Annotated in this window: 21 protein-coding genes; 16 read left to right on the forward strand and 5 right to left on the reverse strand. The window is 50.3% G+C overall.

Going from position 1 to position 24,463, the window contains the following annotated elements; translation table 11 throughout:
• Window positions 1-16: 16 nt before the first annotated feature.
• The 10 genes from DUT67_RS10780 (at window position 17) to DUT67_RS10825 (ending at window position 10,359) form a co-directional block, all read left to right on the forward strand.
• Window positions 17-1,855 carry a hypothetical protein gene (locus DUT67_RS10780; protein ID WP_048260091.1) on the forward strand — a complete coding sequence of 613 codons (1,839 nt, stop codon included), beginning with the start codon at window positions 17-19 and terminating at the stop codon, window positions 1,853-1,855.
• Window positions 1,856-2,061: 206 nt separating this feature from the next.
• Window positions 2,062-2,838, forward strand: a complete 777-nt coding sequence (locus DUT67_RS10785) for an MBL fold metallo-hydrolase (protein WP_113631993.1) — start codon at window positions 2,062-2,064, stop codon at window positions 2,836-2,838.
• 43 nt (window positions 2,839-2,881) lie between these two features.
• A complete protein-coding gene (locus DUT67_RS10790; RefSeq protein ID WP_113627490.1) occupies window positions 2,882-3,844 on the forward strand; it encodes a GlxA family transcriptional regulator in 963 nt (320 codons plus the stop codon).
• A 202-nt stretch (window positions 3,845-4,046) separates the two neighbouring features.
• On the forward strand, window positions 4,047-4,871 hold the full coding sequence (locus DUT67_RS10795; protein WP_113631992.1) for a mannosyl-3-phosphoglycerate phosphatase-related protein: 825 nt from the start codon (window positions 4,047-4,049) through the stop codon (window positions 4,869-4,871).
• Window positions 4,872-4,901: 30 nt separating this feature from the next.
• Window positions 4,902-6,119 (forward strand): glycosyl transferase, encoded by a 1,218-nt coding sequence (locus tag DUT67_RS10800; protein WP_113632011.1) that lies wholly within the window; start codon window positions 4,902-4,904, stop codon window positions 6,117-6,119.
• Between the two features lie 297 nt (window positions 6,120-6,416).
• The gene (locus tag DUT67_RS10805) at window positions 6,417-7,601 is read left to right on the forward strand and encodes a histidinol-phosphate transaminase (protein ID WP_113631991.1); all 1,185 of its coding nucleotides are present in this window, start codon (window positions 6,417-6,419) and stop codon (window positions 7,599-7,601) included.
• Between the two features lie 206 nt (window positions 7,602-7,807).
• Entirely contained in the window at window positions 7,808-8,557 is a 750-nt protein-coding gene (gene ydfG / locus DUT67_RS10810; protein ID WP_039291800.1) for a bifunctional NADP-dependent 3-hydroxy acid dehydrogenase/3-hydroxypropionate dehydrogenase YdfG, read from the forward strand.
• A 274-nt stretch (window positions 8,558-8,831) separates the two neighbouring features.
• Window positions 8,832-9,182, forward strand: coding sequence for a DUF1283 family protein (locus DUT67_RS10815; protein ID WP_048260097.1), 351 nt, complete (start codon window positions 8,832-8,834; stop codon window positions 9,180-9,182).
• A gap of 152 nt (window positions 9,183-9,334) precedes the next feature.
• Window positions 9,335-9,955 carry a hypothetical protein gene (locus DUT67_RS10820; RefSeq protein ID WP_113631990.1) on the forward strand — a complete coding sequence of 207 codons (621 nt, stop codon included), beginning with the start codon at window positions 9,335-9,337 and terminating at the stop codon, window positions 9,953-9,955.
• Window positions 9,956-10,059: 104 nt separating this feature from the next.
• Entirely contained in the window at window positions 10,060-10,359 is a 300-nt protein-coding gene (locus DUT67_RS10825) for a DUF1161 domain-containing protein (protein ID WP_113627495.1), read from the forward strand.
• 65 nt (window positions 10,360-10,424) lie between these two features.
• On the opposite strand, the gene DUT67_RS10830 is transcribed toward DUT67_RS10825, so the two are convergent.
• From DUT67_RS10830 to DUT67_RS10845, 4 genes are all read right to left on the reverse strand, one after another.
• A complete protein-coding gene (locus DUT67_RS10830) occupies window positions 10,425-11,897 on the reverse strand; it encodes an MDR family MFS transporter (protein WP_113631989.1) in 1,473 nt (490 codons plus the stop codon).
• A 102-nt stretch (window positions 11,898-11,999) separates the two neighbouring features.
• Window positions 12,000-12,665 carry a dethiobiotin synthase gene (gene bioD, locus DUT67_RS10835; RefSeq protein ID WP_113631988.1) on the reverse strand — a complete coding sequence of 222 codons (666 nt, stop codon included), beginning with the start codon at window positions 12,663-12,665 and terminating at the stop codon, window positions 12,000-12,002.
• A 133-nt stretch (window positions 12,666-12,798) separates the two neighbouring features.
• Window positions 12,799-14,016 (reverse strand): ROK family transcriptional regulator, encoded by a 1,218-nt coding sequence (locus DUT67_RS10840; protein WP_048260106.1) that lies wholly within the window; start codon window positions 14,014-14,016, stop codon window positions 12,799-12,801.
• A 234-nt stretch (window positions 14,017-14,250) separates the two neighbouring features.
• Window positions 14,251-15,147: a LysR family transcriptional regulator gene (locus DUT67_RS10845; protein ID WP_113631987.1), complete on the reverse strand. Its 897-nt coding sequence runs from the start codon at window positions 15,145-15,147 to the stop codon at window positions 14,251-14,253.
• A 114-nt stretch (window positions 15,148-15,261) separates the two neighbouring features.
• Between DUT67_RS10845 and DUT67_RS10850 the strand changes: the two genes are divergently transcribed.
• Window positions 15,262-16,530: an MFS transporter gene (locus tag DUT67_RS10850; protein WP_048260109.1), complete on the forward strand. Its 1,269-nt coding sequence runs from the start codon at window positions 15,262-15,264 to the stop codon at window positions 16,528-16,530.
• 170 nt (window positions 16,531-16,700) lie between these two features.
• Window positions 16,701-17,636 (forward strand): DNA replication terminus site-binding protein, encoded by a 936-nt coding sequence (gene tus / locus DUT67_RS10855; RefSeq protein WP_113631986.1) that lies wholly within the window; start codon window positions 16,701-16,703, stop codon window positions 17,634-17,636.
• A 63-nt stretch (window positions 17,637-17,699) separates the two neighbouring features.
• Here the strand turns inward: tus and fumC are convergent, their stop codons facing one another.
• Window positions 17,700-19,097, reverse strand: a complete 1,398-nt coding sequence (gene fumC / locus DUT67_RS10860; RefSeq protein ID WP_113631985.1) for a class II fumarate hydratase — start codon at window positions 19,095-19,097, stop codon at window positions 17,700-17,702.
• Window positions 19,098-19,336: 239 nt separating this feature from the next.
• Here fumC and manA point away from each other — a divergent pair, with 239 nt between their 5' ends.
• From manA to add, 4 genes are all read left to right on the forward strand, one after another.
• The gene (gene manA, locus DUT67_RS10865; RefSeq protein ID WP_113631984.1) at window positions 19,337-20,509 is read left to right on the forward strand and encodes a mannose-6-phosphate isomerase; all 1,173 of its coding nucleotides are present in this window, start codon (window positions 19,337-19,339) and stop codon (window positions 20,507-20,509) included.
• 118 nt (window positions 20,510-20,627) lie between these two features.
• Window positions 20,628-22,178 carry a YdgA family protein gene (locus DUT67_RS10870; protein ID WP_113631983.1) on the forward strand — a complete coding sequence of 517 codons (1,551 nt, stop codon included), beginning with the start codon at window positions 20,628-20,630 and terminating at the stop codon, window positions 22,176-22,178.
• A gap of 101 nt (window positions 22,179-22,279) precedes the next feature.
• Window positions 22,280-23,257 carry an arsenic resistance protein gene (locus DUT67_RS10875; RefSeq protein ID WP_113631982.1) on the forward strand — a complete coding sequence of 326 codons (978 nt, stop codon included), beginning with the start codon at window positions 22,280-22,282 and terminating at the stop codon, window positions 23,255-23,257.
• Between the two features lie 121 nt (window positions 23,258-23,378).
• On the forward strand, window positions 23,379-24,392 hold the full coding sequence (gene add, locus DUT67_RS10880; protein ID WP_113631981.1) for an adenosine deaminase: 1,014 nt from the start codon (window positions 23,379-23,381) through the stop codon (window positions 24,390-24,392).
• The last annotated feature ends 71 nt before the right edge of the window (window positions 24,393-24,463 follow it).

Below are 24,463 nucleotides of genomic sequence, written 5' to 3' on the forward strand. Positions count from 1 at the left end.
ATCTGAGGAGAGAAACATGGCTGCTGAAAATAAAATCATCAGTATCGAGTTCGATGTCAATAAACGTATTGACGCCCAAGTCGAGGAAATTCTGGACAGTAATAATGTGGCGTTGCCTGATGTTAACCACCCTCTGGTTGAGGATTACATCAGGAGGATTGAGGGCACCTATGACGTTTCCCGATCCAAGGAAGACACCGATAACGCTATCGATTTGCTTTATATCGCCTACAACACAACGCCCCAGGAAGAAGGAAAGATCAGGGTTGAGATTGATAAGTTGATGAGTCGCCTGATTGCGGCTCAGCAGGAAAGCGAACAGAAAATGCGCGGCGCGTCGACGGATGCTGAACGGATTCTCAAATTATTACGCACCCTGTTCGGTGACTGGGCAGAGGCCCGTGACAGCAATGATCCTCAGGATCTGCAAGATTTCATTGGCGAGGATTTAGTGGATCTGGCCAAAGAAATCAAGAAACGGGCTGAGCGGGTCAGTGCCGATTTGACAAAGATCGCGAATACCTACGATAGCATTATTGACGATACCACCAAGACGACACAGCAGGGAGAGCTGGCGTTATCTGCACGTTTGAAAAATAAGGAAAAGATAGAAAAAGAAATTGCTGAGAACAATGCACAACGCGAAAAACTGGACAGCCTGGTACAAGACCTGCAGATCGATATCGCCAAGTATGAAAAAATGGCGAACGAATATAAATCGCAAGCAGAAACGGCTGAGGATCGCGCTTTTATCATGTCTATCGTGAGCGTCGGCGCACAGATGATTTCATCCATGGTTCCGGCAATTACCGCTGGTATCACAGGGGTCGCCACGGGAGGCGCATCGCTGGTTGCCGCCTCAGTTAACTCTACGGCACGGCAGTTGATCAATGCGGAAACTGCGACAGAAGAGAACGACACAACAGCGAAGGCAATAGAAACCAAGGGAAAAATTGCTGACAAACGTACCGAAAAAACGACCGCTGAGCGTGAAAAAGCTGAGCTGGAGAAGAAGAATCAGGAGCTGACGGCCGAAAAGGAAAAAATTGAAGAGGACGCACAGATCGATGCAGACGCGAAAGCGGTGCAGTTGGAATCTCTCGATAATAGAATCAAAGACAACAGTGCAGAAATCAAAGAAAAGGTCAGCAAGATTTCGGCGACAGAAACCGCGCTGAAAGCCTTAAATGCCGCGCTGGAATCCCTTGGCGATAACATGGGAAGAATGGCAGAGAAACAAGAAAAACAGGCGACAGGTCTCCGCGACATGCAGATGAAAATGCTGGAAAAGGTCGAGGCTTATGAAAAAGAGAAACGTACCCAAGCTGCGGAATTGGTAAAAATCAACGCCCTGCTAAAGGGACAACGAACCGAAGAAGAAACCATTCAACTGGCGATCCAGTCTCTGGGCCTGAGCCTCAAAGCGCTGAAGCGGATGCGTGAAATTATTGTCGAAATCTCTTTTTTCTTCAAAACGTTTGCGAATTTCATGCAGAGCGTCGTAGAAAGTTCGACCGAGCAGTCAGATCTGCTCCAGAAAGCGCTCGATCGGAATCAGCCGACGAAAAGTTTCACGAAGCGCATCAAACGGAACACGAATGATTTCTTCATCACTCAAACGGCTGAATGGCAGGCCGTTGGCATCGTGTCAGCCAAGTTTGTGGATAACTTCAAAGACGGTTGGAGCAAGCTGAACAGATTGAGCGGCACGTACCTGACTGGTGATGAACTGAAATCCTATTTCAGTACCTCGGCAAGCCAGATCGAGGACATCGCCTTCAAACGTAAGCAGGCCGCATCGGCCAAACTGGAAGAACTAAACCGGTATCGCGACCGCATACAGTCGAAAGCGTAAATCAACCGAGTGGTTACCCTTATACCTGCCTCATTCTGAGGCAGGTATTTCAGCTAGCCGATGATAAACAATCCGCTTGAGACAAATTGGCCTAAACTCATCGAAGAGTGTCATTTAGGCCACTGTTAGCGATCTGCCAGATTCTTATACTGCTCCTGTTTGGCGCGTAACAGCGCTGCCAGTTAACCGGATATAGGAGCAATAAGATGAAAATAACGCAGATTCGCAATGCGACATTACGACTGGAATTTGGTGGGAAAACGTTCCTGATTGACCCGATGCTGGCACCAAAGGCGACCTATCCCAGCTTCCCGGGAACGGCAAATGCACATCTGCGTAATCCACTGGTCGATCTTCCTTTGCCTATGGCGGCAATTCTGGATGTTGATGCCGTGATTGTGACGCATACGCACCTCGACCATTGGGATGATGCAGCCATCGACGCTATCCCGAAAACAATGCCGATCTTCAGCCAAAATGCGCAGGATGCTGACATCATTCGGCAGGCGGAGTTTACCTCCGTACGTGTATTGGGTGAACAGACGGAATACAACGGCATAACGCTGATCAAAACATCCGGTCAACACGGTTCTGATGAAACCTATGCTAATCCACAGATGGCGGAACGACTGGGTGATGTCTGCGGGATTGTCTTTCGACATGCTCATGAGAAATCGTTTTATCTGGCGGGCGATACCGTCTGGAATCAGCATGTTATTGCTGCACTGACGCATCACACGCCCGATGTTGTGGCGCTGAATATCGGCAATGCGGTTATTCCCGGCTTCGGTTCTATTATCATGGGAAAAGAAGATATACGACGTGTGTATCAACTTGTACCCAATGCAGCGATAGTCGCAACGCATATGGAAGCGGTGAACCATTGCCTTCTGAGTCGTGCTGAACTGCGTGACTATTTGCACGAAGAAAAACTTCAGTCCATCGTGCACGTGCCGAACGATGGTGAAAGCGTGCAATTCTAAACCGGATAATACCGGAACATATTTATCTTGAACGAGGGCTATTATGGCTGTGCTAACCGTCGCGGTGGTTGTCTCCGAGAATTTTAGCCCGTTTCATTTATCTATACCGAGCATGGTTTTCAGCGACATGCTCTATGAAAAAAAACAGTTTGAGATCTTTTTCTGTGCAGAAAAACCGGGCATGGTGGCATCAGAACACGGGTTTTCTATCAACGTTGAACACGGATTTTCCGCGTTAGAAAACGCCGACTTGATCGTAGTCCCGCACTGGAGCCACCCAGAAATACGCCCTTCTGCACCGCTTCTGGATGCGCTACGCACTGCCGAAGCCCGCAAAGCACAGATCGCCGGATTGTGTCTGGGGACTTATGTGCTGGCTTATGCCGGATTGCTAGATGGACGCCGCGCCTCGACACATTGGGCGTTTGAGCAGGATTTTATCGCCCGCTTTCTTCATGTGCAGTTGGATACCAACGCGCTCTATGTCGAAGATGAACATCTGATTACGTCTGCGGGCACGGTAGCGGCAATAGACTGCTGCCTTTATCTGGTTCGTCAACATTGCGGCAGCGCTATCGCTAACCGTGCTGCCCGCCGTCTGGTGATCCCGCCTTACCGTGAAGGTGGGCAGGCTCAGTTTATTGAACATCCGGTGCCGGAAAATACGCGGGATAGTAAAATCAATCAGTTGCTGGACTATCTGCGCAGCCATCTCAGTTCGCCCCACTCTTTGGATGCGCTGGCAAGCCGTGTGCAGATGAGTCGCAGGACATTTACCCGACATTTCTTCCGAGCCACAGGCATGACGGTTAGCGGCTGGTTAACGGCGGAACGGCTCCATCATAGCCAGACATTGCTGGAATCGACCTCCCACTCCATCGAAGCGATTGCGGATAATGTGGGTTTTCAGTCAGTAGTAACCTTTCGACAGCAGTTCAAACAGCGTTTTAGCGTTAGCCCGACCGACTGGCGTAAAACGTTTCAGGATAAAAGCAGCGTCCGCTGATGTTCATCAGCCTGCCGAAAAGTAGCCAGATCATTATATTATTGGTGAAGATACGGATTGCCTCCTATCCTTAAAGTGTGATTATGATCACGTTTATTAACACCACGAATACCAACCTCACTGACAAACACACGCCCTTTCTGACTAACGTTAACCGTCCATCGTTACTCTCTGTTTATCCACGATAAAACATGGAGAACTTATGCAAATGTGCAATACGAAGCTGATTATTTTCAGCGACCTCGATGGGTCGTTGCTTGACCATGAGACCTACCGATGGGATGACGCGCAACCCTGGTTGACGCGGCTGACGAATGAAGCAATTCCGCTGATTATTACCACCAGTAAAACAGCGGCCGAAGTTGAGCCATTACGGCAGGCGCTTGGGCTGGATGATTATCCTTATATTGCTGAAAACGGCGCCATTGCGACACTGCCGCCGACATGGCGAACCCATCCTGACTACCCAAGGAAGAGGATGGACTCAGGGTATTCCATTATTCGCACACAGCTAAAGCAACTGCGCGCATCCGGTTTTTGCTTCAAAGGCTTTGGCGATATGAGCGTTAAGGAAGTAGCCGAAGTCACAGGGTTAAGCGAGCAAGACGCCCGATTAGCGCAACAGCGTGAAGCTTCTGAACCGTTACTTTGGCTGGATGATGCCAGCAGATTACCGCATTTTCGCCAATTATTAGCGGATGTGGGTTTGGCGCTGACGCAAGGCGGTCGCTTCTATCATGTCATGAACGCTCAAACGAGTAAGGGATTTACGGCTAACTGGATAAAAACACAGTATATCGAGAAATACGATACTGACGTCAAAACCCTCGGCCTCGGCGATGGCCCGAACGATATCTCTCTTTTATGCACCGTAGACTGTGCTGTATTAATTAAAGGTATTGAAAATCAAATTATTAGCCTCCCTGAGTCGTATGGCGGTGAACAATATTGCACAAAGAATTCAGGGCCTCGGGGCTGGAGCGAAGGACTGGATCACTTTATCGGCAACGGTCATTTCTTGGCATGAATGAGCCACAAGATGGTATGGGAGCACATGATGAGCGAATTTTATCAAGATGGAATCATTACCAATTTTCACAATCTCACTCAAAGAAGTACGGAAGAGTTGGAGTATGAACTTCAGGTATTTTCCGGGCAAAACAGTATGGGACTGATTTTGCCATCGCTCTATTCTGAGCTGGAAGGTCCTGCGCTGAGCCACATTATCGAGCAGCTATCCCAGGTTCCTTACCTTGGCGAAATTGTGATTGGGCTGGATCGCGCCGATCGGGAACAGTTTCTCTACGCTCGAGAATTTTTCTCTCGTCTACCGCAGCGGCACCGTATTCTGTGGAACGATGGCCCGCGACTAAAAGCACTCAGCGACGAGTTGGCAGAAAAATCGCTGGCACCGCGTGAACCCGGCAAAGGCAGAAACGTCTGGTTTTGCGTCGGTTACACGCTGGCATCGCGTCGCTCTGCCTGTGTCGCCTTACACGATTGTGACATTGTCACCTATGATCGTGCGATGTTGGCTCGCCTGCTCTATCCTGTGGCGAATCCGCACTTCAGTTACGACTTCTGCAAAGGCTATTACGCCCGCGTTGCTGAGGGAAAACTGAATGGCCGCGTGGGACGCCTACTGGTTTATCCGTTACTGAAATCGCTGCAAAAGGTCTACGGTAATTCCGACTATCTGGATTACATGCGCAGTTACCGTTATCCGCTTTCCGGCGAATTTGCGATGCGCACCGCAATCCTGAATAACCTGCGCATTCCAAGCGATTGGGGACTGGAGATTGGTGTGCTATCAGAGATCCATAGAGGAACGGCAACTCGCCGCATTTGTCAGGTAGATATCGCGGATCGCTACGACCATAAACATCAGCCGATGTCTGAAGACGATCCGAACGCAGGATTGCAGCGCATGGCGGCGGATATCACAAAAGCGCTGTATCGCAAGCTAGCAATTCTTGGTGTGAATATCACCACGGATTCTTTCCGTGTCCTGCGTGCGACCTACTATCGCACTGCTCTTGATATGATCGATGCCTTCGAACACGATGCCCGTATGAACGGCCTGAGTTTTGACCGCCATAAAGAAGAGTCGGCTGTGGAGTTATTTTCCGATGTGATCACCTTTTCCGGCCATGCCTTCAGCGATAGCCCAGGTGATAAACCGTTTGTACCGAGCTGGAACCGCGTGCAGTCTGCTTTTCCCGACATTCTTGACCGGTTGTACGCTGCGGTAGAAGCCGACAATCAGGAAGCGTGACTCAATCGCTATCTCGTAGGGCAAGCGCATCATGATGCATCATTTTATGCGTCATGATGGATCTCTTGCATAAGTAACACCGATCCTTTGATTTAATCACCTGATGAATAAATCAATTTTTTTTACCTTTAATTGATACGCAAGAAAAGGTGAAATTTCCCGCCATACGGGAAAACTTGTCGTAAGAAAATATTATTTCATCTATTTGACAAGGTATTAGAGATCGAGCGATTGGGAAAACTGGCGCGCTTTATGCTTTAGCTCTCCTGTCATTATGTAACTAAGGAGAGTGTTTTGATGAATTTTTTAATCAATGAAAGCGACGTGTTAAACCCGAAACGCAGAGCATTATTAAAACTTTCTGGCGCCTTGCTGGGGACAGCTGCGGTAACCACAGGATTAAGCTCGCGAGTGTTTGCCGAGACACAGCCTGAGAGCGCAGCATTTACCGCACCGTCGGCCGATAACCCAATCCGTATTAACTTCAATGAGAATCCACTGGGGATGTCACCCAAGGCGCAAGCCGCCGCACGTGATGCGGTGGTGAAAGCCAACCGCTACGCAAAGAATGAAATTTTGATGCTTGGCAATAAACTGGCAGCGCATCATCAGGTGGAGGCCCCTTCCATTTTGCTGACGGCAGGCTCATCCGAGGGTATCCGAGCAGCGATTGAAGCCTACGCATCGTTGGATGCGCAACTGGTCATTCCTGAATTAACCTACGGTGACGGCGAGCACTTTGCCAAAATTGCCGGAATGAAAGTCACAAAAGTCAAAATGCTCGACAACTGGGCGTTCGATATTGAAGGGCTAAAAGCGGCCGTTGCGGGTTACAGTGGCCCTTCCATTGTTTATCTGGTCAATCCTAACAACCCAACGGGCACGATTACGCCTGCGGATTTAATCGAACCGTGGATTGTCAGCAAGCCTGCCAATACGATGTTTATCGTCGATGAAGCCTACGCCGAATTCGTCAATGACCCACGTTTTCGCTCTATTTCGCCGATGATTACTCAAGGCGCAGAGAATATTATTCTGCTCAAAACCTTCTCAAAAATACACGCGATGGCCGGTATGCGCGTTGGGTATGCCGTTGCGCATCCCACCGTGATTGCGTTGATGGGACGGTATGTCGCGGGTGAAAAAATTAACTTTAGCGGCGTGGATGCCGCACTGGCGTCCATGAACGACGCGGCATTTATTACCTACAGTAAAAAGAGTAATGATGTATCGCGTCAAATCTTGTTGAAGACGCTAGATGACCTGAAATTGCCGTACTTGCCGTCAGAAGGGAATTTTGTTTTCCATCAGTTGGTCGTTCCGCTCAAGGATTACCAAAAGCATATGGCAGACACCGGTGTGCTGATAGGCCGTGCGTTTCCTCCGGCGGATAACTGGTGCCGTATCTCACTAGGCACACCGCAGGAAATGCAGTGGGTCGCGGATACCATGCGAGAATTCCGTAACAAGAACTGGATTTAATTATCCGTTATACCTGTCTTGTCGCACTGTTATGGCGCGATATCCGCCCCTCTTCCTGAGGGGCAATTATTCCTGAACCGTATCGTTGAAACCGGAGTAACGCTTGACCCACGGGGAATTGCGCGGCTAAATGATCTCATGCCTTTCATTATTTATATCGATATCAGGCACAAACAGAATATGAAAACGGTCAGGGAGAAAAAAGCATGATTATTTTTGTTACCGGTGCAACAGCTGGGTTTGGTGAGTCAATTACCCGTAAATTTATTAGCGCGGGCCATAAAGTGATCGCGACGGGCCGCCGTCAGGAACGTCTGGATGCGCTGAAGGCTGAGCTGGGTGATGCGTTATATCCGCTGAAATTAGACGTGCGCGATCGTCAGGCGATTGAGCAGGCCGTTGCCTCTCTGCCTGCCGAATGGCGGGCGATTGATGTGCTGGTGAATAACGCTGGACTGGCGCTAGGCCTGGAGCCTGCACATAAGGCATCGGTAGACGATTGGGAAAATATGATCGATACCAATAACAAAGGCTTGGTGTTTATGACGCGCGCGCTGCTACCTGACATGGTAGAGCGCAATATCGGTCATGTTATTAACATCGGTTCTACCGCAGGAAATTGGCCATACGCAGGCGGTAACGTATACGGCGCCAGCAAAGCGTTCGTGCAGCAGTTTAGCTTGGGATTACGCGCCGATCTGTCTGGAACCCGAATCCGTGTGACGAATATCGAACCGGGTCTGGTCGGTGGAACTGAGTTCTCAGCCGTGCGTTTCAAGGGTAACGACGACAAAGTCAGTAAAACCTACGACAACACGACGCCGCTGACCGCTGAAGATGTATCTGAAGCCGTTTTCTGGGTTGCTACCCTGCCAGCACACGTCAACATCAACACGCTGGAAATGATGCCAGTTAGCCAATCTTTTGCAGGGTTAAGCGTACATCGCGAAGGCTGATAATCGCCGACAGGACGAGAATTAAGGGTGTGAACGTGGTTTCATGCCCTTTTCTATGGCGTCACAAACAGCATTTAACCCGATGTTGCACGGTTATAGTGCCGTTGAAGCGAAGGATGTATACTTATCCTTATAGGCAACCTTTCGTTTTGCACGAAGCGCGAAGGTTACAGGGAACGGCGGTCGCCTTTTGTTGTCTATCGCTTGCCGTGCGCTTGTTATCGTTTTACGGCATCGGCGTTTGTTTTTATCATTCGTTCTGTCAAGGTGAAACATGAACCACTACTCCTTTTCCTCTTTGATTCGGGCCTTCATCCCGCTTTCTCTGGTTATCGCTTCTGCTGCCTGGCAGCCTGCCGCACTGGCTGATACGCGCCATATCATTGTCGACTCTGGCGACAGCGCGTTGTCGAAAGAAGCGGCGCGTCAAAGCAAAGAGCAATGGGATTCAACCCGCTCGCTGCGTAATAAAGTTAATAACCGCGTTGAGAAAGAATTCGATAAAACTGAAAAATCCATTGATGGGCGTGAGAAATGTAACGCAAGCTATAACGTCAATGCTTACTGGGAAAACACAACCGATCGCTGCCTCGATCGTCGCACCGGTCGTCCAGTTAATCCATAATTCTTTACCCACGCCTTCTGGCGTGGGTTTCCCCTTTTATCTTCGTATTGCAGCGCATTAGCCTGCATTCGAAGATGACGTCACCGTAACATTCAATGATTATCGCTATACCGTAGCAACACACGTTTTTATCCCAAATGGAGTGCATCAGGATGAATATGGATTTAGCACGGCTATTTTCACGCTCTTTTCACATCAAGCTGTGGGGTCTGCTGATCATGTGCTTGTTGGTCAGTTCATGCGCAAGCACGTATCCAGAAACAGACAACATCACGCATATTGCCAATAACAACGGGACGCTTATCGCTGAGTCCAATACCTACGTTTACACATTCCCCGACGCAAGAACGCAAAAGGAGTATCAGGACTATTACGCGTTTTATCGCGATTATAAAGACATCATCATGGGTGTAAGGGTCGATTTTTCTCTCCATAATAATGGTCAAGTCTATGCGAGCTATAAAAACATGATTGATACTCGCCGACTAACCAAGGAGCAGGAAGTCGATTTACGCGAGCTCTACGCAGCCCAAATTCCCACGACGATGGGAAAAGGCGAAGTCACGTTTAGCGCAAAAGGCACGTTCAGTAAGAAAGAAGGTTCGCTGGTCAGCCCGACAGACAATGGACGCTTGCCGCAGCCAATCCCCGTTGTAATCAATAGCAGCGATAACTCGGGTAAAGAAGTACTGCTTGCTCCTCTCATGATTCCGGCCGTTATCCTTTTTCCGCTGTTTATGATGTACGGTTGTGCCACTGGCCCCTGTGTTTAAGTCTATACGGGCCGTCATTGACGGCCTGATTCCGCTGCTTTTTCGCGTTATCTTCATCGTTTGATATACTCAAAGAGACTTTTTTCAGAGAAAAGGATCAAAAGATGAAAAAGACCGTCATTTTTGGTGCTGCGTTATTCCTGGTTGCGCCGTTGGCCGCACAGGCGTCTTGCGAGAGTGTGAAAGCCGATATTACCCAGAAAATCATCGCCAATGGTGTGCCAGAATCCGGTTTTACGCTGGATATTGTACCGAACGACCAGGTGAATCAGGCCGGTGGTCAGGTGGTTGGTCACTGCGAGAGTGATTCACACAAGATTGTTTACACCCGTCATGCCGATGGTGAAGCTAATGCTGAAAACGCACCTGCGCCAGCAGAAGGCCAACCGACAACAACACCATAATCTCCTCCTCTGGATGTTCAAAAGGCGCTTTCGCGCCTTTTCTTTTGCTGTTATTTCTGTCTGGCTTACGTCTGTCCTGGGCGTTGGCTCGCGGGGATCATTCTGGCGGAAAACAGTGTGATTGCCGCGATGAGTGCAGAAACGATAAATACGCCGTGGATTGACGACGCGACCTGCGATGCCATCGTATCGAGCTGATTTACGCTCAGCAGGATGCGCTTGGCCGGATCCATGAGCGTCTGGAGCGGATCGCTCACTTCCGGTAATCGCCAGTGCAGATTGATGTTCAACGTGGCGCCAAGAATTGCCGTTCCCAGCGCAGAACCCAGCATTCGGGTAAACATGGCGGAGGCTGTCGCAATGCCACGAATGGAGTAGTCCACCGAGTTTTGTATCGATACCAGAAACGTGGTGCTGCTCAGCCCCATTCCCGAACCGATCAAAAATGCGGCTAGCCGCGCCCACATAAGATTGCTGTCCGGTTGAACCGTTAACAATGTCAGGCTGCCGATAATCAGTACAATACCGCCGCACATCGCCGTAAACCGGTAAGACGTCCACAGCATTAACCGCCCGCTCAGCGTACTTGCCAGCGGCCAGCCAATCGACATCATCGCCAATATACTGCCAGCTTCCAATGGGGTTCTCCCCATCACGCCCTGAATAAACGTCGGCAAAAAGGCGCTCACGCCCATCATCGCTGCACCGACGACTAATCCGCCGAGATTACCGGCGATAATGACCCGATTACGCCACAACACCAGCGGAAACAGCGGCTCCTGTGTACGCTTTTCTTGTCGAACCAGCAGAATGCCGCCCACGACGGAGAGCGCAAGCAACGGAATCACCCAATAGCCAAATACCTCAGCCTGTAGCAGTGCCATTAGCAAACTGGCAACGGACACCACCAGATAGAACGCCCCCGTCCAGTCCAACTGGTGCTGACGAACGGCATTGATCGTCGGCAGATAGCGGGCCAGCAGGAAGATAGAAAATAGCCCAATCGGTACATTGACCCAGAAGACCAGCGCCCAGTTGAAGTGTTGCACAATAAACGCCCCCAACAACGGGCCGATAATGGCGGAAACGCCCCACACGCTGGACAAATAGCCCTGTATTTTCGGGCGTTCGGTTGAACTGTACACATCGGCAACAATGGTGAACGCAATCGGTGTAATCGCCCCAGCACCCAACCCCTGCAAGGTGCGGAAGACAATCAGCCAACCCATCTGCGTCGAGAATCCGCACAGAATCGATCCCAGCAGGAATACCACCATGCCGAAGAAGAAAATCTTCTTACGACCATACAGATCGGCCAATCGGCCATAAATCGGGATGCTGATCGACTGTGTCAGTAAATAACCCGCAAAGACCCAACCCAATAGGGAGAATCCACCTAAATCCGCGATGATAGTAGGTAGCGCTGTGGCGACAATTGTCACTTCAATCGCCGCCGTAAACATGGCCAACATACAGGCGATTAGAATCCAATGGCGATGTGGAACAGGTGTTTGTTTCTGGTTATTCTCTGTTTTCATTATATTTTCAGGATAAGAAGAAAAACTGCCTGTGAGTATAACAGGTGGCGTGGCGGAGAAAATTTATTCCCGCAGAGATGCGGGAATAGAGGACAACCGAAATTAATAGCTGACGGCAGAAAGATCGATATAAGACGAGAGGTCCCGCTGTTCGGCACGCGGTAAATAAGGCAGTTCACCTATTTGCGGTGCCGGGATTTTCTTCCGCAGAACGTTAATAATTTCTGCGTAATTTGCCAGTCCGGGGTTAATACGGTTAGCCGCCCAGCCAACCAGCGGTAAACCATCGTTGATGATCGCCTGCGCTGTCAGCAGTGCATGGCTGATACAACCCAGCTTGATGCCAACAACCAGCACGACAGGCAGCTGTTCCTGTACCACCCATTCGGAATACGGCCGCAGATCGTTCATGATGGTCCGCCATCCACCGGTGCCTTCAACCACTACGATGTCAGCCACCTCGCTCATGTGGCGCAGGCCTTGCGTCATCGCACAGTAATCAATGGTGCCTTCACTGGCGCTGATTTCATCTTCTCGCAGTGCGATAGGGTTAACCATGTTATAGGGCAGTTCCAGCGTGGAGGCCGCTTGTAGCAGCAGTGCATCTTTATTACGCAGGCCCGCTTCCGTCTCTTCGCACCCTTTTGCTATCGGTTTGTAGCCTGCAACCGATTTGCCTGCCAGCGCCAGTTTTTGCAGTAGCGCCTTGGATACCACTGTTTTGCCAACGGCGGTATCAGTACCAGTGACAAAAATACGTTTCAACATGGGATAACTCCAGACCACCTGAATACCAAAAAACAAGCACAGCTAAAATGCTTTCCAAGCGTGAAAGTCTAGGCTATGCCTCATTCGGGCGGTTTGCGTTAGCGCAATGTTTTGTTGCTCTACGTCTTTATGGCTATCCCTGCAACAATTTAACCAGCAGTGAGCCGTTGTAGAGCGAGTCTTTTACCAGTGCGGCACCGGGCATTGTGCCCTGATTGTAGAATTGGGTCGCTTCTACCTGGATATTGTGGCTGTAGGGTGGGAATGATTGCTGTTGAATGCAGCCTAAAATGGCGGGATGTAAAATACTGGCCGCTTTATTCAGAGGGGAACCGACCAGAATTTTATCGGGATTGAAGAGGTTCACCATGATGGCGACAATTCGACCCACGTTATTACCGACATCATTAATGATATCTTTGGCTAACTGATCGCCCTTGAGTGCAGCGTCACACAGGCTTTCCACGCTGAGTGGTGAACCGTGCAAAAGCGAACTCATGGACGTATTCATGCGTTGCTGCGCCAACTCCAGCATGTTTTCCGTGCTGGCGACGGTTTCCAGACAGCCGTGATTGCCGCAGTAGCAACGCTTGCCATAAGGATCGACCTGTGTGTGCCCGATCTCGACCAGATTCCGGCTACCAGCGTGCAGAATGCGTCCTCCGGTAATCACGCCCGCACCGACGTTATGGTCGATCACCACCTGAATCACATTTTGACAATCGCGTGAGGCACCGTATAACGCTTCGGCCATCGTCCAGGCGCAGATGTCGTGCTGCAAATACACCGGCAGCCCTGTGCGCTGTGCCAGTGCGGGGCCAATCGGCATTTCCTCAACGTCATAAAACGGCATCCGATGAATAATGCCCTTGCTGGCATCAATCATACCTGGCGCAGTAATTGCGATTGCTGTTAATCGCTCCAGCCGTTTTTGGTGACGAATAAAAAACTGGTCGATTTCATTCAGAATACGGTCAAGCAACGGCTGCGGGGCTTCTGCGGGAAGCGGGATCTCTTCTTCCACAACCAGCTTACTGCTGAGATCGCGCAGCGCCAATAACAGGGTATTGTGGCTGATGCGTGCAGAAAGGTAGTGCCAGGCTTGGGTATCTAGAATCAGGCCGATAGCGGGACGCCCTCTGCTGCCGACATCCTGATATTCAGTTTCCTGTACCAGATGAGCTTCCAGCAGTTCGCGAACGATTTTGGTTATACTGGCGGGCGCGAGCTGAGCGCGTTTGGACAGTTCGATACGTGATATCGGGCCGTACTTATCGATCAGCCGATAAACTGCACCGGCATTAATTTGTTTGATTTGATCGATGTGTCCTGGTTGACCGTCGGCAATCACAAACCTGGCTCCTACGCATTATATACCCATCATATTTCAAGCTGCCTATGCGTTGGCTACAACCCGAATTATTTAGGGCATAACTGGCACTGCTGTTGAAAAATTTATCTTTATTATTGCGGCATGACTATTTTTCACGCTGCAAAATAAAAAAACTGCGGGTATGGTGGGGCTTTTCACTAAACTCGTCAAATATTTGATTCGTTATGTGATTTAGCGCGCATATTTTAACTATTATCCGGCCAACATCAGCGACATCAGCATGTTAGCCGCTGCACTTTGCGGGTGATGTCGCGCCGTAACCAGCCAAACCTCCGTTGTGGCGTCCTCTTCTTCCAGCAGCAAATATTTCACGCCATCAACCCGAATACGCAAAAACGACGCAGGCAAAATGGACACGCCCAATCCCGCTGATACCAGCCCAACGATGGTCATCGCCTCACCCACCTCTTGCGTGATGTAAGGGCTGATGCCATAGCGTTTCAACAGCGTCAGCGTATCGTCATACAGTGCGGTTCCAACCGCGCGGGAGAAGAAAACGAACGGCTCATTTGCCAACTGTGTGATGTTGATTGCTCGCCCTGCGGCCTGCTGCGCTAAAGGATGGGATTCTTGCACCACGGCAATCAGCGGTTCACGTAGTAGCAGTTGATGATCCAGCGCGTCTGGTAACGGATTATTGCGCATAATACCGATATCGAGTTTACCATTCAGCAGCGGTTCAATTTGCTGCTTGGTGTTGAGCTCCATCATTTGAATATGCACTTCTGGGTACGTTTGGCGAAAACGCAGCAGGCTGCTAGAGATCTTTTTGATAAACGGCGCGGACGACGTAAAGCCGATCGTTAATTCCCCAATCTCACCGCGTTGAATGCGAGACGCCCGCTCCGCCGCCTGATCAACCTGGCTGATGATCGACCAGGCTTCTTTCAGGAACATCTCGCCTGCTGGCGTGAGCTGAACATTCCGGTTGTTGCGCGCTAAAAGTTTTGCTCCCACCTGCTCTTCCAGAATCTGAATCTGTTGGCTCAGTGGCGGCTGAGAAATCCGTAATCTTTCCGCGGCTCGACCGAAATGCAGCTCTTCGGCGACCGCAATAAAGTAGCGAAGGTGACGTAGTTCGATATTCATATTTTAAAAGTATCAATCATGATTATTAATATATTATACAAAATAATATCACTCTTCTATGATCGTCTTATTGTTGTTTTACGTCTGATTTATCTTTCCCGCTAAGGAATTATTGTGAGTAACCTGCCATCTTCTGCACCGAACGACTGGCCTATTTCTACGGCCGACGCTGCGGAAGATACTGTCCCGAAATTTTCCGGTAAAACACCCTATATCACCCGTGGTACGCCACAATTTATGCGCGTCACGCTGGCGCTATTTTCTGCTGGATTAGCAACGTTCGCCTTACTGTATTGTGTGCAACCGCTGTTGCCGGTGTTATCTCAGGATTTTGGTATTTCGCCAGCAACCAGCAGTTTGTCGCTTTCCGTCTCAACGGTGATGCTGGCTTTTGGGCTGCTGTTCACCGGCCCGCTCTCCGACACGATTGGTCGTAAAAATGTGATGGTCGTGTCGCTGATGCTGGCTGCAATCTGTACCGTAATTTGTGCGTTTATGACCAGTTGGAACGGTATATTGATTATGCGGGCGATGATTGGTCTATCGCTAAGTGGCGTCGCGGCAGTCGCCATGAGTTACCTAAGTGAAGAAATTCACCCCAGCGTGTTGGCATTTTCGATGGGGTTATATATCAGCGGTAACTCGATTGGTGGGATGAGCGGACGTTTGGTTAGCGGCGTGTTAACGGACTATTTTCCGTGGCGGGTTGCTATCGGTGTCATCGGCGTACTGGCGCTCATCGCGGCGATAACGTTCTGGCGAATTCTGCCGGAATCACGCCATTTTCGCCCCGGTTCACTGCGTCCGAAAACGCTACTGCTGAATAGCAAACTGCACTGGCGCGATGCAGGACTGCCGCTGCTGTTCCTTGAGGGTTTTTTGCTGATGGGCGCGTTCGTTACCCTGTTTAACTACATCGGGTATCGGCTGTTGGCGCCACCGTATTTACTCAGTCAGGCGGTGGTTGGCTTACTTTCCGTGGTCTATCTCACCGGAAGTTACAGTTCGCCAAAAGCTGGGGCGTTAACGTCCCGCTACGGACGTGGCCCGGTGCTGAGTATTTCTATCCTTCTGATGCTAACGGGACTGGGATTGACGGCTTTGAGTCCGCTATTCGTTGTTTTTGGTGGGATGATGCTCTTTACCGCTGGCTTTTTCGCCGCCCATTCGGTGGCTAGCAGTTGGATTGGGCAACGGGCGCGTCGCGCGAAAGGTCAGGCTTCGTCCATGTATCTCTTTTCTTACTATCTGGGATCAAGCCTGGCGGGTACGCTAGGGGGATTCTTCTGGCATTCATTCGGCTGGATGGGGATCACTTTGTTCCTTGCGGCGCTCTTACTTCTCGCGCTGGTTGTTAGCCTGATACTAAAACACCGTCTTTAATCTCTTTTCTTACTGGAGTTTACCTGAGTCAGGGTAAACTCCGTGTTGTTCCTACCCACTCTCGCTCTATTCCCCACCAGCCCTGTTTGAAAATAATGATAATCGCAATTGCCGAAGCGTGTGTTTATGAGTATAAACATAAGTATGTTGTAACTAAATTGGCTTTATAGATGAATCGCTACCAGCTAATCGAGCGCATGAACCTCTGTTTTCAGACGTTAGAAACCAAGCTTGCCGTGATGCAGCAGCTGTTTTCAACGTATCGACTGCTGGCGGGTCGCGTCTACTCCCTTCCCCCTGTGGAAAAAGGAACGGAGCATGATCCGATTGAGCACATCGCCGTCACCCAGTACGTTGGCCAGGAGGCTCGTGATAAAGGGCTAGCGCATTTTCAGCGTCTGTTCATTCACCACTATCCGGAAACACTCAGCAGTAAAAGCGCGATTCGCTTGCCGGGCGCTCTCTGCTTTGCGGTAAATACGGCACAATATCAGCAGGCACACTCGCTTATTGCGGAAATTAATGCGTTGAAAAAAGAGCTAGAGCAGATTATTACCATCGAATCTGGGCTAGAGCCGGAACAGCGCTTTGAGTTCGTCCACTCGCATCTGAAAGGACTGATCACGCTCAGTGCTTACCGTTCGTTGACGCTTATAACCAACCCAGCGTCAGTCCGGTTTGGTTGGGCGAATAAACACATCATCAAAAACATGACACGTGGAGAATTGCTGGAGAAATTGACCAAAAGCCTGAACGCCGCAAAACATACGGTGCCGTATACCAAAGCGCAATGGATTGAGCATGTGGAACAAGAGATGGATGCCGTATTGCAGTTACCGGAAGACGCTGTCTTGAAGATCAAACGTCAGGTGAAAGTGCAGCCCATCGCACGCGTGTGGTATGCCGAGCAGCAAAAACAAGTGCAACATCCCTGCCCGTCTCCCCTACTCGTGCTTTGTCAGCAAGAATCTGGGGGCGATGTGCCGATCATCGGCGAACTTAATCCTTATGACGCCCACAACATCAAACATAAGCACAAACCGAAAGCCGCCGAACTTCGCCTGCTCATCCCGCGTTTGCATCTGTATACCGACGCACCAGAATAAAAAAGAAAAAGCCTGCGGATAGATATCGGCAGGCTACGTGATAAAACGCTGACTACAGCGCCATTACTTTTTCAGGCTACCGACCATATCTTCCGGTCGAACCCACTCATCAAACTGTGCTTCAGTGAGGTAGTTCAGTTTGAGTGCGGACGCCTTCAGCGTCAGCCCTTCTTTATGCGCTTTTTTGGCAATTTCAGCCGCTTTGTCATAGCCGATATGCGTGTTCAGCGCGGTCACCAGCATCAGCGATTCGTTCAGCAGTTGAGTGATGCGATCGTGATTCGGCTCAATCCCCACCGCACAGTGTTCATCAAAGCTCTTCATGCCGTCAGCCAACAGGCGAATCGATTGCAGGAAGTTATGAATCACCATTGGGCGGTACACGTTTAGCTCAAAGTTACCGGAAGCACCACCGATATTCACGGCAACGTCATTGCCCATCACCTGGCAACACAGCATTGTCAGCGCTTCACACTGAGTCGGGTTGACCTTGCCTGGCATGATGGAACTGCCCGGTTCATTTTCAGGAATACTGAGTTCGCCGATGCCACAGCGTGGACCCGATGCTAGCCAGCGCACATCGTTGGCAATCTTCATTAACGACGCAGCCAGCCCCTTCAAGGCTCCGTGCCCATGAACCAACGCATCACAGGTCGCCAGCGCTTCAAATTTATTCGGCGAAGTCACAAACGGTTGACCGGTTAATTGCGCCAGTTCCGCTGCCACACGCACCGCATATTCAGGATGCGTATTCAATCCCGTTCCTACAGCGGTACCGCCGAGCGCCAATTCGCAAATATGCGGTACGCTGTTTTCGATGTGCTTCAAATTGTGCTGCAACATCGCGGCCCAGCCGGAAATTTCCTGCCCCAGCGTAAGCGGCGTCGCGTCCTGTAAATGCGTACGGCCAATCTTGACGATGTCTTTAAACTGCTCAGCTTTCGACGCCAGAGTGGCATGCAATGCCTTCAATTCAGGAATCAGGTGTTCGTTGATCGCAACCACGGCCGCAACATGCATAGCCGTTGGGAATACGTCATTAGAACTCTGACTTTTGTTAACATCATCATTGGGATGAACCCGTCGATTGTTGCCCCGCTCTCCACCCAGCAGTTCACTGGCGCGGTTAGCCAACACCTCATTCATATTCATATTACTTTGCGTGCCAGACCCCGTCTGCCAGATCGCTAACGGGAATTCTTCGGCATGCTGACCAGCCAACACTTCGTCCGCTGCCTGAATAATCGCATTTCCCCGATCAGCAGGCAGAAGTGTGAGATCCATATTGACGCGAGCCGCCGCACGCTTGGTTTGCGCCAGCGCATAAATCAGCGCACGAGGCATTTTTTCTTCAGAAATACGGAAATGTTCCAGTGAGCGTTGTGTTTGCGCACCCCATAAACGTTCAGCAGGAACATCGATTGGCCCCATTGAGTCTTTTTCACTACGCGTCGTGCTCATTACCTTTCCTCCTTAAAACACAGATTCAAATAATAGAAGACATCGAATCACATCGCTGGGCCTATTCTGATAACACTGACTGGCCTATCACACTTATTGTGTCTACTAACACGGTCTGGCATCGCGCTACATAAAACATTACCATGAAGCGAAGAAGATGCAGTGTATTCATAATCATTCAAGTAGTTAACAGCCAGCATCACAGAAACTAACAATTAATGTAATAGCAGGGAGCCGACATGCAAAAAATGCTCAATTGCGTCCAGCACTACGCCTGGGGCAGCAAACACGCGTTAACTGAGCTTTATGGCATTGATAACCCTAATGATTTACCAATGGCGGAACTTTGGATGGGGGCCCATCCTAAAAGTAGTTCGGCGATTATTGATGAAAAAGGCAACACTCGCAGCCTGCGTGAGATGATTGCTGAAGACGCGACGGCCCATCTTGGCGCAACGATCGCGCAACGTTTTGGCGAATTACCTTTTTTGTTTAAAGTATTGTGTGCAGAACAGCCTCTTTCTATTCAGGTTCATCCAAGTAAATCATCGGCAGAACAAGGCTTTGCGAAAGAGAATGCCGCAGGTATCGCGCTGGATGCTGCCGAAAGAAACTACAAAGACGCCAATCACAAACCAGAATTGGTCTACGCGTTAACGCCCTTTCAGGCCATGAACGGGTTCCGAGAATTATCTGAAATTGTGCACCTGCTAGAGCCGATTGCCAGTGCGCACCCGTCAATCGCCGCGTTTTTACAACAGCCCGACGCAAAGAATCTCGCCATGCTGTTCACTAATCTGCTGAGCATGGACGGTGAGCAAAAATCCCGTGCACTCGGCGTGTTGAAGGCCGCGCTAAATAGTCAAAATGACGAGCCGTGGGCCACCATTCGCGCGATTACACACGACTATGCCGATGACAGCGGGTTGTTTTCCCCACTGTTGCTGAACGTTATTACACTTCAACCCGGCGAAGCCATGTTCCTATTTGCTCAAACGCCGCATGCTTATCTAAAAGGCGTGGCATTAGAAGTCATGGCTAACTCGGATAACGTGCTGCGTGCAGGGTTAACGCCGAAATACATTGATATTCCAGAGTTGCTGGAAAATGTCGTGTTTGAAGGCAAACCCGCAAACCAATTACTGACTACGCCACACCGACAGGGTAATGAACTCAGCTTCCCCATTCCTGTTGATGATTTTGCTTTTTCACTGCACGAACTGAGCCAGAGCCCACAAACGCTCAGCCAAGACAGTGCTGCCATTGTATTTTGCGTTGACGGCCATGCCATCTTGCAAAAAAATGAGCAGCGGCTCTCGCTACGCCCAGGAGAATCCTGCTTTATTTCTGCCAATGAATCACCGATAACGGTTGAGGGACAGGGGCGTCTCGCTCGCGTATTTAACCGATAACTCGTTCCATACGCTGTGTTACCCGCGTATTGCGTTGAAAGTTACCTGCGCATTACGTTGAGAGTTACCCGCGTTTCGCGTTGAAAACGCGCATTTTTTTACTAAAGGATGAATAAAAATGAAGAAGTCGTTAGTCGCCGTAGGCGTTATTGTTGCTCTGGGCGCCATCTGGACCGGCGCATCCTGGTACACCGGCAAACAGGTGGCTCAGCAAATTGATGGTTTTACCGATACGCTGAACACTAAGATCAAACAAGCTTACCCGAACGCTGGGTTAAAAGTGGTCTATCGAGATTATCAAGGCGGAATATTCAGCAGCACGCTGGCCTATGTTTTACAGACCGATGGCACTGCAAAAGGGACACAGTTCCTTGCGCCGGGTGAAGAGCTCGTCTTCAATGAAACTGTCTCTCACGGGCCGTTCCCGCTAGCACAGCTAAAGAAATTCAATCTCGCGCCGTCGATGGCCTCTGTTCATACCGAGTTGGCCAACACCCCGGCAGTCAAAGCCTGGTTTGAGCTGACCAAAGACAAACCGTTCTTCACGGCCGAAACCCGCGTTGCTTACAGCGGTGATACACAGTCACTCATTACGCTAGTGCCGATCGACTATCAGACGCCAGAACAGAAATTCTCCTTCAGCGGCGCAGAAGCACTGTTGGATATCGGGCACGATCTGCGCAGCAGCAAGCTGGACACCACCATCAGCAGCGTGAAGATGGAAAGGAAAAACGCCTGGGGTCAAACCGAGAACGTCGATGTCACCGATTTCGCCATCAAAGGGACCAATCAAAAAGGCAAATTCGATATTGATTTAGGCGATGGAGCCCTATCTCTTAAAACGATGACGTTTACCGTAGAAGGCGGCGATCCCGTTACCTTGAACGACTTCTCTCTGCAAAGTAGCGCAACGGAAGATGATAAAAATCTGGCGGGCAAAATGGCCATTACGCTGGGCTCCTTAGTTATCGGCGACCGCAATCTGGGCTCAGGTAACGTGAGCATGTCTATTTCACAGCTTGACGGCGCGGGTACCAAGCAGTTCCTCACCGCCTATCAGGCAAAAGTGCAGAAACTGTTGCAAGATCCGAGTGCTATGAACCCCGACGTCTATCAGCACGAAGTCGCTATGTCTATTCTGCAATACCTGCCACAACTGCTGAAAGGCAACCCGAGCATTGCTATCTCCCCGATCAGTTGGAAAAACAGCAAAGGCGAAGGCACGTTCACCTTGGCGTTGGATTTAACTGACCCATTACAGAGCACGGATAAAGCCGCTGACGCTACAGTATCGGATGAAGAAAAAATCATTCGTCAATCGGTCAAAAAGCTCGATGCCAAACTCAACGTACCGCTGGATATGCTGGCAGAATTAATGGTGCAGGCGGGGCCGAAACCAGCTAACGATGAAGAGCAAAAGCAGGCGACAGAAATGGCGCAGCAGCAAGCTAAGATGATGGCGGACATTGGTCAAATGAACCAGATGAGTGTGACTAAGGAGAATGCGATTACCAGCTCACTGCTCTACGCTGATGGTCAAATTGACTTCAACGGTAACAAGATAGCACTGGCCGATTTCATCGCACCTTACTTCTCCGTTCCAACGGAAGAAGGTGACGAATCCCAGCCTGGTGCACCACAAGAGCCGATCACACCACCGGCGCAATAATCCAGCACCCGGTAATATAACGCTCTAAAACACACGGTGGTCGCACTTGCTGCCACCGTTTTTTCTGCCCTAAATCTTCTGCTTGATATTGAGATAACGTCATGTCCGCGCTGAAACCTTTTATGGAAACGCATCAGGCCGCGATCTACTTTTTTGCTGTAGTAGCGGCAGCGGCAACAGCCAGAGTTCTGCCGGGAACCGAGCGATTAGATGCCGTGATTAATCCCGCGTTGGCGCTGATGCTGTTTGTCACGTTTCTGCAGGTTCCGCTGACCACGATCGGGAAAAGCCTCACTCAGATCAGATTCATCGGGGCGCTTCTCGTTGCCAATTTCATCGTGATTCCCTTGCTGGTCGCGGCGCTGTTACCCTTCCTCCCCGCCGAACCTCTGGTGAAGCTAGGCATCATATTGGTGTTACTCGCACCGTGTATTGATTACGTGGTGACATTTGCGCATCTGGGACGCGCCGATGCCGGACGCCTGCTGGCCGCAACGCCTATATTACTGATGCTACAAATGCTGGCGTTGCCCTTTTACCTGACGCTATTTCTCGGCCACGATGCCGCCGGACTCATCGTTTTCGCGCCCTTTATCGACGCATTTATCTGGCTCATCGCCATACCTTTAGCGCTGGCAGCGCTTCTTCAATGGCTAGCGGCGCGGCAGCGTATTATGGCGACATTTTCGGACGCATTGGGCTATCTGCCGGTTCCCGCTACGGCGCTGGTGTTATTTATCGTGGTGGCAGCAGTCATTCCGCAGTTGCGTGCTACTTGGGAATCCGTTTTACTCGCGGTACCGTTTTACCTGCTCTTCGCGCTGCTGGCACCGCTGCTTGGCTGGTTAACTAGCCGTGCGTTTCGATTGAATTCCTCTAGCGGACGAGCCGTGGCCTTTAGCGCCAGCACACGTAATTCTCTGGTTATTCTACCGCTGGCCTTGGCAATACCGGGCGCGCTACCGTTACTGCCAGCCGTGATCGTCAGCCAAACCTTAGTCGAATTACTCAGTGAACTCATGTATATCCGGGTTATCCCTAAGTTAAACGCACCTGAAATTGAGCAAGAAAACCAATAACAGATTGTTTTTGCTCAACGATTGTCCAGAACGCTTGAATTTTATCGGTAACAATTAGCTATTTACCACGATTTCTTTTTATACTTTGTCGTATGAAAAACAGTAATCAGACAATAACATTATGATTGATTTACACCTGCCGTTGACGGACATCCACCGACACTTGGATGGCAATATCCGCGCCCAGAGCATTCTGGATCTAGGACGCCAGTACAATATTGCATTACCTGCCAGCGATCTTGACGCACTCCGCCCTCACGTTCAGGTCACCCAAAATGAACCTGATCTACTGAGTTTTTTACAAAAACTCGACTGGGGTGTCGCCGTTCTCGGTTCACTGGACGCCTGTCGCCGCGTCGCTTACGAGAATGTTGAAGATGCCATGAAAGCTGGGCTGGATTACGCCGAGTTGCGCTTCTCTCCCTACTATATGGCGATGAATCATAAGTTACCGATTGCTGGCGTTGTTGAGGCGGTGATCGACGGTATTACGGCAGGCAGCCGTGATTTCGATACCGATATTCGTCTGATTGGCATCATGAGTCGGACATTCGGTACCGAGGCCTGCCAGCAAGAGCTCGATGCCCTGCTGTCACAACGCGATCGCATCGTGGCGCTCGATCTGGCGGGTGATGAACTCGGCCACCCTGGCGCGCAGTTTACCTCTCATTTCCAACAAGCGCGCGATGCCGGCTGGCACATCACCGTTCACGCGGGTGAAGCGGCTGGGCCAGAAAGTATTTGGCAGGCGATTAATCATCTGGGCGCCGAGCGCATCGGGCACGGCGTAACTGCCATTATCGATCCTCGCCTGATGACGTACATGGCAGAGAATGGAATCGGTATTGAATCCTGCCTGACGTCTAACATTCAAACCAGCACGGTGGAATCACTGGATAAACATCCGTTGATCCACTTCCTACGTTACGGCATTCCAGCCACCATCAACACAGACGACCCAGCGGTTCAAGGCATTGAGATTCGCCACGAATATGAGGTCGCAGCTCCCCCTGCCGGCCTGACGGCGGTAGAAACGCGTAAAGCACAGGAAAACGGCCTGAACATCGCATTTATCAGCGAGCAGGAAAAACAACAATTGCGTGAAAAGGTTCTGCGTAAGCGGGCTTCTGCCTAATCACCGTGACGTCCTGTAGTCATTTCTGCCTGACACACCAAAACGGCTAACTCTCGTTAGCCGCTTGATGC

It is taken from the genome of Pectobacterium peruviense (assembly GCF_003312355.2).
Lineage (GTDB): Bacteria > Pseudomonadota > Gammaproteobacteria > Enterobacterales > Enterobacteriaceae > Pectobacterium > Pectobacterium peruviense.

Bases quoted from the DNA above. Each gene is read 5' to 3' on its own strand.
- DUT67_RS10780 (WP_048260091.1), top strand. From the start codon at position 17: ATGGCTGCTGAAAATAAAATCATCAGTATCGAGTTCGATGTCAATAAA.
- DUT67_RS10785 (WP_113631993.1), top strand. From the start codon at position 2,062: ATGAAAATAACGCAGATTCGCAATGCGACATTACGACTGGAATTTGGT.
- DUT67_RS10790 (WP_113627490.1), top strand. From the start codon at position 2,882: ATGGCTGTGCTAACCGTCGCGGTGGTTGTCTCCGAGAATTTTAGCCCG.
- DUT67_RS10795 (WP_113631992.1), top strand. From the start codon at position 4,047: ATGCAAATGTGCAATACGAAGCTGATTATTTTCAGCGACCTCGATGGG.
- DUT67_RS10800 (WP_113632011.1), top strand. From the start codon at position 4,902: ATGAGCGAATTTTATCAAGATGGAATCATTACCAATTTTCACAATCTC.
- DUT67_RS10805 (WP_113631991.1), top strand. From the start codon at position 6,417: ATGAATTTTTTAATCAATGAAAGCGACGTGTTAAACCCGAAACGCAGA.
- ydfG (WP_039291800.1), top strand. From the start codon at position 7,808: ATGATTATTTTTGTTACCGGTGCAACAGCTGGGTTTGGTGAGTCAATT.
- DUT67_RS10815 (WP_048260097.1), top strand. From the start codon at position 8,832: ATGAACCACTACTCCTTTTCCTCTTTGATTCGGGCCTTCATCCCGCTT.
- DUT67_RS10820 (WP_113631990.1), top strand. From the start codon at position 9,335: ATGAATATGGATTTAGCACGGCTATTTTCACGCTCTTTTCACATCAAG.
- DUT67_RS10825 (WP_113627495.1), top strand. From the start codon at position 10,060: ATGAAAAAGACCGTCATTTTTGGTGCTGCGTTATTCCTGGTTGCGCCG.
- DUT67_RS10830 (WP_113631989.1), bottom strand. From the start codon at position 11,897: ATGAAAACAGAGAATAACCAGAAACAAACACCTGTTCCACATCGCCAT.
- bioD (WP_113631988.1), bottom strand. From the start codon at position 12,665: ATGTTGAAACGTATTTTTGTCACTGGTACTGATACCGCCGTTGGCAAA.
- DUT67_RS10845 (WP_113631987.1), bottom strand. From the start codon at position 15,147: ATGAATATCGAACTACGTCACCTTCGCTACTTTATTGCGGTCGCCGAA.
- tus (WP_113631986.1), top strand. From the start codon at position 16,701: ATGAATCGCTACCAGCTAATCGAGCGCATGAACCTCTGTTTTCAGACG.
- fumC (WP_113631985.1), bottom strand. From the start codon at position 19,097: ATGAGCACGACGCGTAGTGAAAAAGACTCAATGGGGCCAATCGATGTT.
- manA (WP_113631984.1), top strand. From the start codon at position 19,337: ATGCAAAAAATGCTCAATTGCGTCCAGCACTACGCCTGGGGCAGCAAA.
- DUT67_RS10870 (WP_113631983.1), top strand. From the start codon at position 20,628: ATGAAGAAGTCGTTAGTCGCCGTAGGCGTTATTGTTGCTCTGGGCGCC.
- DUT67_RS10875 (WP_113631982.1), top strand. From the start codon at position 22,280: ATGTCCGCGCTGAAACCTTTTATGGAAACGCATCAGGCCGCGATCTAC.
- add (WP_113631981.1), top strand. From the start codon at position 23,379: ATGATTGATTTACACCTGCCGTTGACGGACATCCACCGACACTTGGAT.